The 15,138-nt window shown below is 42.0% G+C and carries 14 protein-coding genes; 4 read left to right on the plus strand and 10 right to left on the minus strand.

The annotated features are described in order from the left end of the window. Nucleotides 1–64: 64 nt before the first annotated feature. Both betB and betI read right to left on the minus strand, forming a co-directional pair. Entirely contained in the window at nucleotides 65–1,537 is a 1,473-nt protein-coding gene (betB, locus tag MF4642_RS00315; protein WP_078424924.1) for a betaine-aldehyde dehydrogenase, read from the minus strand. Then, nucleotides 1,530–2,156 (minus strand): transcriptional regulator BetI, encoded by a 627-nt coding sequence (gene betI / locus MF4642_RS00320; protein WP_078424925.1) that lies wholly within the window; start codon nucleotides 2,154–2,156, stop codon nucleotides 1,530–1,532. Before betI ends, betB begins: the two co-directional genes overlap by 8 nt. A 545-nt stretch (nucleotides 2,157–2,701) precedes the next feature. Between betI and MF4642_RS00325 the strand changes: the two genes are divergently transcribed. Both MF4642_RS00325 and MF4642_RS00330 read left to right on the plus strand, forming a co-directional pair. Then, nucleotides 2,702–4,762, plus strand: coding sequence for a choline transporter (locus tag MF4642_RS00325; RefSeq protein WP_078424926.1), 2,061 nt, complete (start codon nucleotides 2,702–2,704; stop codon nucleotides 4,760–4,762). A 12-nt stretch (nucleotides 4,763–4,774) separates the two neighbouring features. After that, on the plus strand, nucleotides 4,775–5,389 hold the full coding sequence (locus tag MF4642_RS00330) for a MarC family protein (protein WP_004981851.1): 615 nt from the start codon (nucleotides 4,775–4,777) through the stop codon (nucleotides 5,387–5,389). A 54-nt stretch (nucleotides 5,390–5,443) separates the two neighbouring features. Here MF4642_RS00330 and MF4642_RS00335 read toward each other — a convergent pair whose 3' ends face one another. The 8 genes from MF4642_RS00335 to MF4642_RS00370 form a co-directional block, all read right to left on the minus strand. Then, the gene (locus MF4642_RS00335; RefSeq protein ID WP_004696655.1) at nucleotides 5,444–5,746 is read right to left on the minus strand and encodes a cyd operon YbgE family protein; all 303 of its coding nucleotides are present in this window, start codon (nucleotides 5,744–5,746) and stop codon (nucleotides 5,444–5,446) included. Nucleotides 5,747–5,749: 3 nt separating this feature from the next. Beyond that, nucleotides 5,750–5,851, minus strand: a complete 102-nt coding sequence (gene cydX / locus MF4642_RS00340; RefSeq protein ID WP_002120988.1) for a cytochrome bd-I oxidase subunit CydX — start codon at nucleotides 5,849–5,851, stop codon at nucleotides 5,750–5,752. A 24-nt stretch (nucleotides 5,852–5,875) separates the two neighbouring features. Then, nucleotides 5,876–7,021: a cytochrome d ubiquinol oxidase subunit II gene (gene cydB, locus MF4642_RS00345; protein WP_078424927.1), complete on the minus strand. Its 1,146-nt coding sequence runs from the start codon at nucleotides 7,019–7,021 to the stop codon at nucleotides 5,876–5,878. Continuing rightward, nucleotides 7,018–8,598, minus strand: coding sequence for a cytochrome ubiquinol oxidase subunit I (locus MF4642_RS00350; RefSeq protein ID WP_004696658.1), 1,581 nt, complete (start codon nucleotides 8,596–8,598; stop codon nucleotides 7,018–7,020). The genes cydB and MF4642_RS00350 overlap by 4 nt, the downstream gene beginning before the upstream one ends. Next, nucleotides 8,598–8,789, minus strand: coding sequence for a cytochrome oxidase putative small subunit CydP (gene cydP, locus MF4642_RS00355; protein WP_004696660.1), 192 nt, complete (start codon nucleotides 8,787–8,789; stop codon nucleotides 8,598–8,600). The genes MF4642_RS00350 and cydP overlap by 1 nt, the downstream gene beginning before the upstream one ends. A gap of 683 nt (nucleotides 8,790–9,472) precedes the next feature. Then, complete coding sequence (locus MF4642_RS00360; protein ID WP_078424928.1) at nucleotides 9,473–10,090, minus strand: OB-fold-containig protein; 618 nt, start codon at nucleotides 10,088–10,090, stop codon at nucleotides 9,473–9,475. 18 nt (nucleotides 10,091–10,108) lie between these two features. Then, complete coding sequence (locus MF4642_RS00365) at nucleotides 10,109–10,420, minus strand: Rieske (2Fe-2S) protein (protein WP_010326961.1); 312 nt, start codon at nucleotides 10,418–10,420, stop codon at nucleotides 10,109–10,111. A 14-nt stretch (nucleotides 10,421–10,434) separates the two neighbouring features. Continuing rightward, entirely contained in the window at nucleotides 10,435–11,439 is a 1,005-nt protein-coding gene (locus MF4642_RS00370) for an adenosine kinase (protein ID WP_078425062.1), read from the minus strand. Between the two features lie 139 nt (nucleotides 11,440–11,578). On the opposite strand from MF4642_RS00370, the gene MF4642_RS00375 reads away from it, so the two are divergent. Further along, on the plus strand, nucleotides 11,579–12,028 hold the full coding sequence (locus MF4642_RS00375; protein WP_058869792.1) for a GNAT family N-acetyltransferase: 450 nt from the start codon (nucleotides 11,579–11,581) through the stop codon (nucleotides 12,026–12,028). Between the two features lie 159 nt (nucleotides 12,029–12,187). After that, nucleotides 12,188–15,127: an insulinase family protein gene (locus tag MF4642_RS00380; protein WP_078424929.1), complete on the plus strand. Its 2,940-nt coding sequence runs from the start codon at nucleotides 12,188–12,190 to the stop codon at nucleotides 15,125–15,127. The last annotated feature ends 11 nt before the right edge of the window (nucleotides 15,128–15,138 follow it).

Raw genomic sequence — 15,138 nt, forward strand, 5'->3', positions numbered from 1 at the left:
AGTTGAGGATGAAAAAAATAATAGATAAAAGGAAGTAAGGATTTAGATGGCTAAAATTCAGACTTTAAAAAATACTTTGGTATGCGCCCAGTTCAACTTGAACTGATTTGATGCGGGTATAGTGTTCAAGTGTGGTGATACCATTTTCACGTCCAACGCCTGACTGTTTATAACCACCTACAGGCATTTCAGCAGGGGATTCGCCCCATGTATTGATCCAACAAATACCTGCCTCAAGCTGATGAATAATGCGATGTGCTTGGGAAATATCTTGTGTGACCACACCTGCGGCTAAACCATAACTGGTGTTGTTGGCACGTTGAATAGCTTCTTCAATACTGTCATAGCTTAAAATGCTCATGACTGGACCAAAGATTTCATCTTGCACAATGTGCATGTCGTCATGACAGTCGGTGAACACGGTCGGTAAAACATATGCGCCCTGAGCAAGTGCTGCTTCAGTGCCACGTTGTCCACCAATCAATAAAGTCGCACCTTGTTGTTTGCCCGACTCAATATAAGACAAGACTTTTTCCATGTGCGGAAAGCTGACTAAAGGTCCAAAGTTGGTTTCAGCCTGCATCGGGTCACCTATGCGGATACGTTTGACACGCTCAATTACTGCCTGTTCAAATGCTGCCTTGAGGGTTTGTGGTACAAATACACGGGTGCCATTGGTACATACTTGACCTGAGCTAAAGAAGTTCGCCATTACCGCAATATCGGCTGCGCGATCAAGGTTGGCATCTGCACAAATAATGAGAGGTGATTTGCCACCGAGCTCCATGGTGACTTCTTTGAGACTAGAAGCCGCAGCACTGGCCATAACCTTTTTACCCGTTGCCACACCACCTGTGAACGAAATTTTTTGAATGTCGGGGTGTTCAGTCAACCATTGACCCACTTCAGCACCAAAACCTTGTACCACGTTGAAAACACCAGCAGGTACGCCTGCTTCAGTGTAGATCTCTGCCAACTTTAAGGCGGTAAGAGGGGTCACTTCGCTAGGTTTAAAAATCATGGCATTCCCTGCGGCGAGGGCCGGAGCTGATTTCCAAAGTGCTATTTGGATTGGATAATTCCAAGCACCAATCCCTGCCACTACACCTAAAGGTTCACGGCGTGTGTAGAAAAAACTACTTTCACGTAGTGGTACTTGTTCACCTTGAATGGCCGTTGCAAGTCCTGCGTAGTACTCTAAAACATCTGCACCAGTGACAATGTCCACAGTAGAAGTTTCACTGAAGGCTTTCCCTGTATCGAGTGTTTCAAGGCGAGCTAACTCGTCATTACGTGCGCGTAAAATATCGACTGCACGACGTAAAATACGGGCACGTTCGACCGCTGTTTTGGCAGCCCATTCACGCTGCCCTTGTACAGCACTTTGCACTGCTGCATCGACATCAGCTTTGGATGCTTGCTGAATAGTGGCAATGACCTGACCTGTAGCAGGATTGATACTGTCAAAGGTTTGACCACTGGTGGCATTGAAATATTGTCCGTGAATATAAAGCGAGTGAAGCTGTACATTATTCATTTTGTTGTTCCTGCCGTATCTGTTGAATTAAGCGAAGTTGCATATCGACATAGTCGTATGCAATAGAACGTGCCAAATCACGATCAAATGCTTGATGACCACTTAAACTTCCACGTAACCATAATCCATCAATCAGTGCTGCTAGACCTTTAGCGGCTTGGCTTGCTTGGGCCTTTGGCATGAGCTGCAAGAAATGAAACTTCAAATTTGAATAAAGCCGTTGGTCATTAATTCGTTGCAGTCGACCTAAGTCGGCTAGGTGCATACTGGCAGACCAAAAATCCAGCCAAACCCGCATAGCAGTGTTGTTGACCTGACTGATGTCAAAGTTGGCATCAATAATGGCTTTGAGCGAATGTTCTGGACTGGGCTGCGTCACCTTTGCTTTATAGCTCGCCGTAGTCTTGGCTAAGACATTCAGCATTTGGCGCATGCAACTGTGAATGAGGCCTTGTTTATCGCCAAAATAATGACTCACAATGCCCGTAGAAAGCTGTGCTTTTTTCGCAATTTGAGCAATAGTGGTGTTGGATAAGCCCACTTCATAAATGACTGCATAGGCAGCATTAATGATTTCTTCACGGCGCTCATGCTCAGGTTTTACTCTACGTTTATTCATGACAATCCAGAACAATTTGCCTTAAATTTAAAGGCGTTAGATTCAATAACTTACATGGAAAGCATCATAGCATTTTTTTATGATACTTTTTATTGATTGAACGTTCAATCAATAAAAAGTACACTTATGGTTAAATTCAAAGCAAAATACTGCTAAATTGCTTTGGATATTCCACATAACTGTTTATTTATCAAAAGGATGTGTCATAAGGTTTAATCTCAGGACATCTTTCAGAAAAGTGAGCTGATGAGCTATAGGCTTACGGTTTTATACTTTTCTCGAGTTGAGAAAGCTCTTATAGTCATGTTGAAGGGAGACATGTGTAAGATTCCTATCAAAATATCGATGAACAAGGGTGGCTCACATTTTAAAACTGTGTAGCAAATGTACCGCATAAATGATTTAGACCTTCAGGTTTAAAGAAGATAGCGTTTTTATTCCTGATAAAAATACTGTCGTTTTCGTTAGTCGATTTTTAAGCTCTCGACCACGAGAAGTTTAAAAATTGGCTTTTGTCTTTTTTTATTTACTTTCTTGAGGATTGTATGGCGACAGATAATCCAAGAGCAGTTGATGATCAAACATTAGCGCCTAAAGACCGTTTAAATGGTGTGGTCTTTTATATTTCAGCTCTCATTATTTTAATTTTTTCTATTACCACCATTTTGTTTAATGACTTTGCTAACCGAACCTTGAATACGGTTTTGGCGTGGGTAAGTTCAACTTTTAGTTGGTATTACTTACTCGCAGCGACCTTGTATATGGTCTTTGTCATTTTTATTGCCTGTTCTCGCTACGGCAACATTAAATTAGGCCCCAAACATTCCAAGCCAGAATTTAGCCTTTTAAGCTGGTCTGCAATGTTGTTCTCAGCTGGAATAGGCATCGATTTGATGTTTTTCTCGGTAGCGGAACCTTTATCCCACTATATGCATCCACCCGTGGGTGAGGGGCAGACCTTAGAGGCTGCACGTCAAGGCATGGTGTGGACCCTGTTTCACTATGGTCTAACGGGATGGTGTATGTATGCCTTGATTGGCATGGCATTGGGCTATTTTAGTTATCGCTATAACTTACCACTGACCATTCGATCTGCTTTATATCCGATCTTTGGTAATAAGATTCATGGGCCGATCGGTCATAGTGTCGATACCGCTGCGGTCATCGGTACTATTTTTGGTATTGCTACGACCTGCGGGATTGGGGTAGTACAACTGAACTATGGCTTACATGTGTTGTTTGATTTACCTGAAAACCTTTGGATGCAAACCGCATTAATTGTGGTTGCGGTGGTAATGACCATTATTTCAGTGACTTCAGGGGTGAATAAGGGACTGCGAGTTCTCTCCGAGATTAATATTTATGTTTCTGTCGGCTTGATGCTGTTTATTTTGTTCTTAGGCAATACCGAATTTTTACTGAATGCTTTTGTGCAAAATATTGGGGACTACATTAACCGTTTTCCAAGTATGACTTTGGAAAGTTTTGCCTTTGAACAACCGAAAGAATGGATGAACAGTTGGACATTGTTCTTTTGGGCATGGTGGGTGGCTTGGTCACCATTTGTAGGTTTGTTTTTAGCACGGATTTCACGTGGTCGAACTATTCGTGAGTTTGTTAGCGGAACTCTCATTATTCCTCTGTTTTTCACACTCACGTGGTTATCAATATTTGGAAATAGTGCACTACATAGTGTGATTTTTGATGGTAACTTAGCCCTTGCACAAAGTGTCATTGCAAATCCTGCGCATGGTTTTTATGACTTGCTAGCACAGTATCCATGGTTTCCGTTTATTGCAGGTGTAGCCACAATTACGGGCTTATTGTTTTATGTGACCTCGGCGGACTCTGGTGCACTGGTGTTGGGTAATTTCACCACTCAATTTACCAATGTTGACCATGATGCACCGCGATGGTTGAGCGTATTTTGGGCCGTAGCGATTGGTTTGTTGACCCTTGCAATGTTGATGGCTAATGGGATTACGGCACTGCAAAATGCCACGATTATTATGGGGTTGCCGTTTAGTTTTGTGATGTTTTTGGTCATGGCAGGTTTGTATAAGTCACTGCGACTAGAAGACTATCGACAAGCCAGTAGCAGTTTAAATGCCGCACCCGTGGTGGGCAATGTCGACATTCTCAACTGGAAAAAGCGTTTGTCCCGAGTCATGCACCATCCAGGAACAACCGATACTCGGCGTATGCTCGATGACATTTGCCGACCTGCGGTAATGGCGGTTGCAGAGGAAATGCAAAAACGAGGTATTGACATTAGTGTTCAAGAGAGTGCGCTAGAAGAAGACCCAAATCTATATCATTTAGATTTGATGATACATTTGGAAGAAGAACAAAACTTTGTCTATCAAATTTGGCCAGTACGTTATATCGCGCCGACCTTTAGTGAGCGTGGCAAACTAGGTAAACGGTTCTACTACCGTCTTGAAACCTATTTGTATGAAGGTTCTCAAGGCAACGACCTTGTTGGTTATACCAAAGAACAAGTGATTAATGATGTGCTGGATCGTTATGAACGCCACATGACCTTCTTACATATCAATCGAATCAGTCCAGGGAATCGTCCCTTATTTCCAGACCCTCAAGGATAATTAGGAGGAACCATGTTGACCTCATATTTACATGCTTTTGCTTTGTTTTTCTCATTGCTGAATCCGTTTTTAATGAGTATTTACATGATTGGCATGATTCGGAACTCCGAAGCTAAAGTGTTTAATAAGGCCTTGATTCAGGGTTGTCTCATTGCCTTTATAGTATTTATGCTGTTTGCGTGGGGCGGAGAAGCGATTTTTAGTAAATATTTAAATGTACGCTTTGAAGCCTTTCAAATATTTGGTGGTCTGATCTTCTTGGTGATTGGTTATCGTTATGTGTTTCAGGGGGCAGATACCATTGGTGAAATGCGTGGTGCGCCTGAGCATTTGGCAGGAACCATTGCGATGCCTTTTATGATTGGTCCAGGAACCATCAGTGCTGCTGTGGTGACAGGTATGGCACTGCCAATCAGCGGTGCGGCCATGATTATTTTCCTGACTTTGGCGTTGACTTGTGGTTTGATGATTTTAATGAAATTTGCACATGATCATTTGCGTTACAAGCATGCCAAATATATTGACCGTTATGTTGATATTGTCGGGCGACTGTCGGCCTTACTGATTGGGACTATTGCGGTAGATATGATTATTAATGGGATTATTGGTGTCATGGCTGAAATGTAGAATCCAAGAAAAACGAACTATAAAAAAGCCCTCAGTCAATGAGGGCTTTTTTATTTAACTGAAGAACCAAGTGTAATAACCCCAGATCATCAGTGGCCATGATAGAAACGGGCTAAACAGCCATTTCCAAATCCAGTGACGTGGCACGAAGCCAACACCGTGGATAAAGCCACCTGAGATACCAATCATGATATACATCAGTGCACTGTGGCTATAGTGACCATTGTCATCCAACATAGCAGCAGGATGTACTAACAACACCGCTGCAAGTGGAAAGGCCAATAGGCAGGAAATTAGCATCGCAAATTTGTTCGGCTTTTTATCTACAGTTTGGTTTTCCATAGCAACGTCTGTCATGGTTTATTCCTCATCAAGGTCTTGATGATGTTCGATATACAGAGCACTGAGTACACCTGCAAAGCAAGCCATCAAAATGCCGAGAATCCATGCAAAATACCACATAATTTGATCTCCTTAGACACAGCCTTAGTAAAGGCTGTGTGAATTCTCTTTAATGTGTGTGTTGGTAATAACACCCCACATTTTGTAGTAACACCAAGTGGTATAGCACAAAATAAGTGGGACAAAGATACATGCCGCAACTGTCATTACAGTTAACGTCGTTTTACTTGAAACTGCATCCCACATGGTCAAGCTTGCAACAGGTTGAATGCTTGATGGCATTAAGAATGGGAACAGCGCAAAACCAGCAGTTAAAATTGCACCCACGACCGCTAAACTCGAACCTAAGAAGCTAAAGCCCGCTTTGTTTTTGCCTGCTGCAAGCACCACAATTAAACCACCTAAGATACCAGCGATAGGCGCAATCATGGTAATTGGGTAAGTCGAGTAGTTGTTCATCCAGCCATGGTTGGCATTGGTCAACACTTCTTTTGCCAATGGGTTAGCAACACCGTTGGTGTCAAATGGAGTGACTAAGGTATAACCTTCGATTCCACCAAAGTACAACCAAGCACCAGCACCTAAGAAACAGATGAGGTAAACAATGCCCATAAGTTTCGTTGCTTGAGCTGAGCGTCTGCGTAAGTCACCATCGGTACGAAGCATGAGCCATGCACCGCCGTGTGCACATAGCATTGATAAGCTAACGAGGCCGCAGACTAAAGCAAATGGGTTAAGCAGGGCGAAAAAGCTTCCTGTATAAGTTGAACGGACAGTGTCATCTAAACTAAACGGCACGCCTAAGAACATGTTCCCAAAAGCCACACCGAAGACCAGTGCAGGCACAGCACCACCAATTGCTAAACCCCAGTCCCATGACGTACGCCATTTGGTATTTTGTAGTTTAGAGCGGTAGTCAAAACCTACAGGTCGTAAGAATAGGGCAAACAGTACCAACAGTAGCGCCCAATACATGCCTGAGAATGCTGTTGCATAAACCATTGGCCATGCGGCAAACAATGCACCGCCAGCAGTAATGAACCAAACTTGGTTACCGTCCCAGTGCGGAGCAATGGTGTTGATAGCCGCACGGCGTTCTTCATCTGTTTTGCCCACAAATGGCATGATCGCCATAGAGCCCATATCGAAGCCATCGGTGAGGGCAAAGCCAATCAGCAAGACGCCGACTAAAACCCACCAAATGATTTTGAGTAATTCATATTCGATCATGCTTGAGTCTCCTCATTACGAGCTGCTTCAAGTTTTTCAAAATGGTATTTACCAGTGTGAAGCGAACTTGGACCAAGACGTGAGAATTTGATCATTAAATACATTTCAATAATCAAAAGAACGGTATAGAACGCAGCTAAAGCAGCGATAGAACCCCACACATCACCTGTACTTAAGCTCGATGCTGACAAGTGTGTAGGTAAAACTTCACCAATCGTCCACGGCTGACGACCTACTTCAGCAACATACCAACCTGTTTGTGCAGCAATCCATGGCAGAGGTAGAGCGAATAGTGCGAACTTCAGTAACCATGGTTTGTTTTCTGCATTGCGTTTTGCCACAGCAAAGGTTGCTAGAGCAAATAACAACAGCATAAGGAAACCAGATACAACCATGGCACGGAATGCCCAGAATAAGCTTGGTACGTGCGGAATCGTGTCTTTTGCAGCAGATTTAATTTGATCTTCAGATGCATCAACTACATTTGGTGTGTATTTTTTCAGCAGTAAGCCATAACCCAAGTCTTTTTGAGTTTCAGCAAATGCAGCCTTTAGCTCTGGAGAAGTATCACCCGCGCGTAGTTTTTCCAGTTGCGAGTAAGCCACCATACCGTTACGAATACGATCTTCGTGTTGTACGATCAAATCTTTAATACCAGTCACTTCTTTGTCTAAAGAACGTGTTGCAATAAGACCCATCACATATGGAATTTTCACTGCATAATCTGTAGTCATGGTTTCTTTATTTGGAATACCAAACAAAGTAAAGGGTGCAGGTGCAGGGTGAGTATCCCATTCTGCTTCAATGGCCGCGAGTTTAGTTTTCTGAACATCACCCAGTTCATAACCTGATTCATCGCCCAGTAAAATCACTGAAAGTGTTGAAGCTAAACCAAAAATTGCGGCAATGGCAAATGAACGACGCGCAAACGGAATATCGCGTTTTTTCAGTAAGTAGTAGCTTGAAATAGCAAGGACGAAAATAGCGCCTGTCACATAACCCGCAGACACGGTATGTACAAATTTTACCTGCGCAACTGGGTTAAAAATGAGAGCACCAAAATCTACCAGTTCCATGCGCATGGTTTCATAGTTAAATACAGAACCGACAGGGTTTTGCATCCAACCATTTGCAACCAAAATCCATAAGGCAGACATATTAGAACCGAGTGCAACCAGCCATGTCACACATAAGTGCTGCACTTTGGATAAGCGATCCCATCCAAAGAAGAACAGACCGATGAATGTCGATTCTAAGAAGAATGCCATTAATCCTTCAATGGCTAATGGAGCACCGAAAATATCCCCCACATAGTGTGAGTAATATGCCCAGTTAGTCCCGAACTGGAACTCCATGGTTAAGCCAGTAGTGACCCCTAAAGCGAAGTTAATACCGAAGAGTTTCCCCCAAAACTTGGTCATGTCTTTATAAATTTCTTTACCTGAAATCACATAGGTGGTTTCCATAATGGCAAGAATAAAGGCAAGCCCCAGTGTAAGTGGAACAAAAATAAAGTGATACATCGCGGTCATAGCGAACTGGAACCGCGAAAGATCGACCACGCTTTCAGATATCATCAACGTGTCTCCTTGATTGGGGATGGATTGCCAGCAATACGCTCAGCAACTTGATTGTCAAAATTTTTAGGAATCGTTGGGGCGTCAAACCAGATGTTCTTAATAACCATTAAAATAATCACCTTAATGATTAAAATGGCCACAATCTCTCTGGTGACTTTTTGATTGAGATTTTTGGGGACTAAGCTCATTTCACAAAGCCTATTTTTTAACTTGCTTTATATTATTAAACAAAAACATACAAAAGATAAATAGTCTTTAAACTTAAATAAAAAATATATTATTAAGTTGTTTAAATACATATACTTAAAATAATGGTGTGATGAAAAATAAACTAATATTTTTGTATTTTAAAGTTGACCAAATTACTTATGTTTATATTTAAATACCTGACTAAAATACTTGTATATATTTATTTTAAATCCGACTAAAACGCTTATATTTAACGTTCATCGTTATTTTATTGATAATTCATCTTAAGAATATAAAAGTGATAGGGCTTTTAAATGATGGATTTTAACGGATATGAATCATGGATGATTTGATCTGTTGCATATACCACAAGGAAATTAGGAATTAAAAATCGAATTAATATTTAAAAAGTCTTTTATTGTGTCATCTAAGCTTGAAGGCAGAGGCGGGGAGTAAAATTCTCATCCTGAGCTTATTCTGGGTAAATTTTCTTAGAATCCAGAAAGCTGGATTGTAAATGAAAGATTGCTTTGAAAAGATTGAGCAAGAAGATGAGGCAAGGGTTCGATTTAAACAGCGCGTTGTGAGGCGTTTGTTGGAGGCTAACGCAGTGGCCATGGCAAAGGATAAACTTGCTCATAAAGACGTAGAGTGTTGAAATGGGATCAGATGGGGTGCTTGTTTAGCGCGTACTTTCACCACTAAAAAGTTGATTGGATTTTGAAATTTTCTTTGCTATGTAATGCGACTTTTTTAGACGAATGAGAATAATTTGTGACTGAAATTCAAGTTCACCAAACTCAGGTTCAACTTGGACATAGTGGAGTTGACCATATTCATCGCGAACGCGAGCTTGAGCCGAAAAACCAGGACGTGCATTCCCGCTGGAGATAGTCGCCAGACGCCCCAGTAAGTTGGTTTGTTTTTTATCAGGTCTGGGTTTAATAACTTGATCCAAACAGTGGATCATAAAAACGGTAAAGAAAATTGCAATAATTAGCGCGGGCAAAATCAGATAGTAAGCCGAAGTAAACGCTTGCTCTTTGGCATAAATGCAGAACTGAAGAAAATAACCTGCAACACTAAAATTAAGTAAGAGAAAAACCACAATCAGCACTTTAGAAAACTTAACGTCTAGCAGTGGAGATTCAGTCAGTTTTTGTGGCGAGAGCCTTTTGAGTAAATGACTTGGGCGAGATTTAAAAAAGTAGCCTAAGGTTTCCACCATGCTGAGTATGACTAAAATCAATAAGCTGAAATGAAAGAGCATCAAGTCAGGGTGATGTAGCAACTCATACATGGTGAACGTCCAATTTCATTATTCTTCTGTGAGATAAATCCCGCCGTCAGAATGCACGGTAATCGCTACTTTTTCAAGTGCTTCACCTTGGCATGGGCCAGAAATGCATTCACCTGTTTCCACCATAAACAGCGCACCATGGGTCGAACATTCAATAAATTCTTGGTCGCGGTCTAAGAACTGGTTTTCCAAAAATTCAAGTTCAACTTGCAAATGCGGGCAAATGTTTTGGTAAGCAAAGAAGGCACCGTCACGTTGGGTGATAAAAATCGTATCCCCTTTAGGTGTTTCAAAAGAGCGCGCTTCGCGTTCTGGGATGTCTTCCGTCATGCAAATTTTTTGCATCATGCACATTCCTTTTGCAGTTGTTGGAACAATTCAGCGTAATTTGCCACAGCCAAACGAGGGCCAAACTGTGACACCACTTCACTTGAAATCAAAATTGCAAGTTGCGCAGCTGTATGTAAGCCTAAGCCCGCATTCACTGCATAAAGGAAGGCACCAGCAAAGGCATCACCTGCACCATTGGCATCGATAGCGTGTACTTTACGACCCACGACATTAAATGTTTCCTGTGCATTTGAAATAAGTGCACCTTCCGCCGAAAGCGTAATCACCACATGCTGGCTCAGTGTTTTGAGTTTTGCTAAAGCCGCCTCAACTGTTTCAGTTTCGGTGTACATCATGGCTTCTTGCTGGTTACAGAACAATAAGTCCACACCATCCGCAATCATTTCATCTAGACCATGACGCGCGTATTGCACCATCGCAGGGTCAGATAGGGTTAATGCAATTTTAACACCATGAGCTTTGGCAATTTCACGAGCCTGCTTGACAGCTACACGTGCGCTATCGCTGGTTGAAAGATAACCTTCGATATAGAGCCATTTCGCTGTTTTTAAGGGTTCAAAGTCAATCTGTTGTTCAGTTAACTCGGCCGTGATCCCCAAATAGGTATGCATAGTGCGTTCAGAGTCTTCACTGACTAAAACCATACACGTGCCTGTTACGCCTTCACTGATTGATTTTTCAGTGTTTTTAATGCCTGCTTCGTGTAAACCATTGAGGTAAGTTTGCCCTAGTTCATCATTGCCCACGCGGCATGCATAAAATGCTGAACCACCCAAGGCACTAAAAGCAACGGTAGTGTTGGCTGCTGAACCACCTGAAGCCTGACCTTTATAGCTTTGTGTTTCTTTTAATTTTTTGTAAAGATCTGCTTGTGTTTCACCATCAGTTAACTGCATAGTGCCTTTTTGCAAATGTTGTTGAATAAGGAAGTCGTCAGAGACTTTAAATTCTTGGTCGATTAGTGCATTACCAATTGCAAAAAGATCAACAGTTGCCATGTCTTTTTTCGTCACGTATTGAAAATAAAGCGACATTTTACACCAATGCTCAAGATTGCTGTAGTTTGTTGAGGAAAATTCATTTTATTTACGTGGCAAATGTAGTGAAATGGCTTTGCTCATATTCAAGGAAGTTTAGATGGAAATTTTAATTCAAGCGGCAGAACAATTACCTCCTCAAATACAAGCTTTGGCACAACATGCAGCAAAAGAAGGATATGAACCGTTGACCCGCTTGATCGAAGAATATCAAAGTGGAAAAAATCGTTTTGATCAAAAGGGTGAAGTGTTGTTATTGGCCTACGATCAAGACCAATTGATTGCCTGCGGCGGTTTAAATCAGCAATGGGGTGAAAATGAAATCGAGGCGCGGATTGGGCGCGTACGCCGTTTTTATGTACATCCTAAATACCGTAAGAGCGGTGTGGGTCGTCAGTTGTTGGCGCATCTAGAAAAATGTGCGCGTCCAAACTTTTCTGCACTGTGTTTAAATACCGCGGATTTGTCCGCAGCCAGTTTTTATCAAAAGCAAAACTATGTTTTTGTGGAAAATCACCCGAACTATAATTATTTTAAATATCTCATCTAGTTTTACTTTCTGAGAACACTTCCCTCAAAAAGACTGAAATTTGGAAAGCAGCGAGATGCTTTTCAAATTTCCAGCAAATTACTCGGGTTTTCAGCGTGAAATCTTTTGACAACTACAGCTATAATGCAGGCAGTGTATTAATTATTGTTAGGAGATCACATGACTGTAGATGTCACTGAAACCATTTCTCAAACTGTACATCCTGCGTTTCAGTTGGTACGTCAACACCATGTTGAAGCTTTAGACATTTTAGTGTCTGAATATAAACATAAAGTCACTGGGGCAGTGCATTATCACTTGGCCACCAATCATGATGAAAATGTATTCTTGGTTGCATTTCGCACCCAACCTATGGATTCAAAAGGCGAAGCGCATATTTTAGAGCACACAGCACTGTGTGGTTCTGAAAAATTCCCTGTTCGTGATCCGTTCTTTTTAATGATTCGTCGTTCATTAAACACGTTCATGAACGCCTTTACTGCGGCGGACTGGACAGCGTACCCATTTGCGACTCAGAATAAGAAAGACTTTCAAAATTTACTTGAAGTGTATTTAGATGCGGCTTTTGCAGCCAATTTGAATCCGCTGGATTTTGCCCAAGAAGGGATCCGCATTGAGCTTGAAAACGGTGAGCCTGTTTATAAAGGGGTGGTTTTCAACGAAATGAAAGGGGCAATGAGTTCGCCTTCAGACCAGTTGTATCATCAGTTAGCGCATCACTTATTCCCTGAAACCACTTATCACTACAACTCAGGTGGCGACCCTAAAGATATTCCGGACTTAACTTATCCTGAGTTGGTGGATTTCTACAAGTCACATTATCACCCAAGTAACGCAGTTTTCATGACCTTTGGTAATGAGCCTGCTTACAATCTACAAGAGCAGTTTGAAACTTTAGCCTTGGCCAAGTTTTCAAAAGGTGAAACGCTATTTTCTAAAGAAGAGCGCCGTTTGACTGCGCCACTAGAAGTGACTGAAACCTATGCGGTAGATGCAGAAGATTTAAAAGACAAAACTTATCACATTATTTCGTGGTTATTGCCTAAAGCCAGCGAGATCAAACTACGCTTAGGTATGCGCCTTGTCGAAGGTGTACTGTTAGAAGATTCGGCTTCTCCCCTACGTCATTACCTTGAGACTTGTGGTTATGCCCAGTCTACTGGCCCAATTATGGGAGTAGATGATTCTAACTATGAAATGACCTTCTACTGTGGTGTACAAGGTTCAAACCCTGAGCATGCGGCAGAGTTTAAAGCAGGTGTATTTAAAGTCTTAGAAGACGTCGCTTCAAAACCTGTCGATCAAAACATGGTGGATGCGATTTTACATCAAATTGAATTACATCAACGTGAAATCAATGGCGATGGCATGCCTTATGGTCTAAGTCTGATTTTAAATGGTTTGGGCAGTGCGATTCACCACAGCGACCCAGTCACTGTATGGGATGTGGACTCAGCGATTGCTGCGGTGAAAGAAGAACTGAAAGATCCAATGTGGTTGTCAAACTTAATCAAAACTTATTTGATTGATAACCCACACCGTGTACAAATGACTTTGGTACCTGATGCCAATAAATCTGCAGTGGAAGCAGCGGCAGAAAAAGCACGTTTAACCGAAATTGGTGCGCAGCTAACAGACGCTGAAAAAGCAGAAATTGAAGCACAAACTGAAGCACTTAAAGTCCGTCAAGATACCCCAGATGACCTTAATCTTTTGCCGAAAGTGGGCTTGGAAGATGTGCCTGCTGAACTGCAAATTGTACAAGGGCAGTTGCGCGAGATTATCTCAAATCGTATCGATTATCCGTTAAATCTTTATCATGCAGGTACGAACGGTATTTACTACAACCAAGTACTGATCCAGATTCCGCAAGATGTAGTGCAGTCACCTTACTTTAACTTGCTGTCCATTTTGATGGGCGAGGTGGGTGCAGGTCAGTATGACTATCTTGAACTACAACAACTACAAACTGCGGTGAGTGGTGGTTTAGGTATGGGTGCCTCTTTACGTTCTCAAGTGAATGACAAAAATCAAATCAGTGCATGGTTAACGCTAACCACAAAATCGTTGGTGAGTAATTTTGACAGTATTGCTTTGTTAAAATTGGCGTTTGAACAACTCCGTTTTGACGAAAAAGATCGCATTGTTGAGTTATTGCAACAACGTAAAACACGTTGGGCATCTCGTCTGTCAGGTTCAGGCCACAGTTATGCCATGCAAATTGCGGGACGTAACCACAGTGCTTTAGCAAAACGTGATTATCACAACACGGGCTTAGGTGCATTAAACTGGTTAGGCGATCTAGTCAGCCGTATTGAAAAAGATGCAGCAGCTTATGATGATTTGATCAATGAATTAAAAGCGATTCATTTAAAACTTTTACAAGCACCAAAACAGTTCTTACTGGTTTGTGAAGAACATCAGTCAGACCGTTTGGTTGAAGAAGTTCAAAATGTGTGGGACAAGTTAGCTATTCCTGAGCAAACTGTGAGTTTGAAAATGGCTGAGCAGATCGATACCGATGCAGATGAGGCGTGGTTAATTCAAGCCAATGTTCAATTCTGTTCATCGGCTTATCAAGCTGTTGAGGTGTCACATCCAGATGCTGCACCGCTGATGGTGCTGGCAGCGTACTTGCGTAATGGTTTCTTACACAGTGCAATTCGTGAAAAAGGTGGGGCTTATGGTGGTGGCGCAAGTTATGACGGCAATGCATGTTCATTCCGCTTCTATAGCTACCGTGATCCGCGTTTGGCTGAAACTTTTAATGACTTTGAAGCCAGTGTGCAATGGTTGCTCAATACTGAGCAAAAACCACATCAGCTTGAAGAAGCAATTTTAGGTTTGATTGCGGGTATGGACAAACCAGGTTCACCAGCGGGTGAAGCGATTACGGCATGTTATGCACTTTTACATGCACGTACACCAGCCTTCCGTAAGCAGTTACGTAGCCGTCTTTTGGCTGTGAGTTTAGAGGACTTGCAACGTGTGGCGGTACAATACTTGCTTGAACAAAAACCAACGAAAGCCGTGGTTGCACCTATGGCGAAGCGTGATACTTTAATTGAGTTAGGTTTTAGTATTCAACAAGTTCAGTAAAACAATAAGAG

The organism is Acinetobacter sp. MF4642 (assembly GCF_002018925.1).
Lineage (GTDB): Bacteria > Pseudomonadota > Gammaproteobacteria > Pseudomonadales > Moraxellaceae > Acinetobacter > Acinetobacter johnsonii.

Coding starts and splice junctions, on each gene's coding strand:
- betB (WP_078424924.1), bottom strand. CDS start 1,537: ATGAATAATGTACAGCTTCACTCGCTTTATATTCACGGACAATATTTC.
- betI (WP_078424925.1), bottom strand. CDS start 2,156: ATGAATAAACGTAGAGTAAAACCTGAGCATGAGCGCCGTGAAGAAATC.
- MF4642_RS00325 (WP_078424926.1), top strand. CDS start 2,702: ATGGCGACAGATAATCCAAGAGCAGTTGATGATCAAACATTAGCGCCT.
- MF4642_RS00330 (WP_004981851.1), top strand. CDS start 4,775: ATGTTGACCTCATATTTACATGCTTTTGCTTTGTTTTTCTCATTGCTG.
- MF4642_RS00335 (WP_004696655.1), bottom strand. CDS start 5,746: ATGACAGACGTTGCTATGGAAAACCAAACTGTAGATAAAAAGCCGAAC.
- cydX (WP_002120988.1), bottom strand. CDS start 5,851: ATGTGGTATTTTGCATGGATTCTCGGCATTTTGATGGCTTGCTTTGCA.
- cydB (WP_078424927.1), bottom strand. CDS start 7,021: ATGATCGAATATGAATTACTCAAAATCATTTGGTGGGTTTTAGTCGGC.
- MF4642_RS00350 (WP_004696658.1), bottom strand. CDS start 8,598: ATGATATCTGAAAGCGTGGTCGATCTTTCGCGGTTCCAGTTCGCTATG.
- cydP (WP_004696660.1), bottom strand. CDS start 8,789: ATGAGCTTAGTCCCCAAAAATCTCAATCAAAAAGTCACCAGAGAGATT.
- MF4642_RS00360 (WP_078424928.1), bottom strand. CDS start 10,090: ATGTATGAGTTGCTACATCACCCTGACTTGATGCTCTTTCATTTCAGC.
- MF4642_RS00365 (WP_010326961.1), bottom strand. CDS start 10,420: ATGACGGAAGACATCCCAGAACGCGAAGCGCGCTCTTTTGAAACACCT.
- MF4642_RS00370 (WP_078425062.1), bottom strand. CDS start 11,439: ATGGCAACTGTTGATCTTTTTGCAATTGGTAATGCACTAATCGACCAA.
- MF4642_RS00375 (WP_058869792.1), top strand. CDS start 11,579: ATGGAAATTTTAATTCAAGCGGCAGAACAATTACCTCCTCAAATACAA.
- MF4642_RS00380 (WP_078424929.1), top strand. CDS start 12,188: ATGACTGTAGATGTCACTGAAACCATTTCTCAAACTGTACATCCTGCG.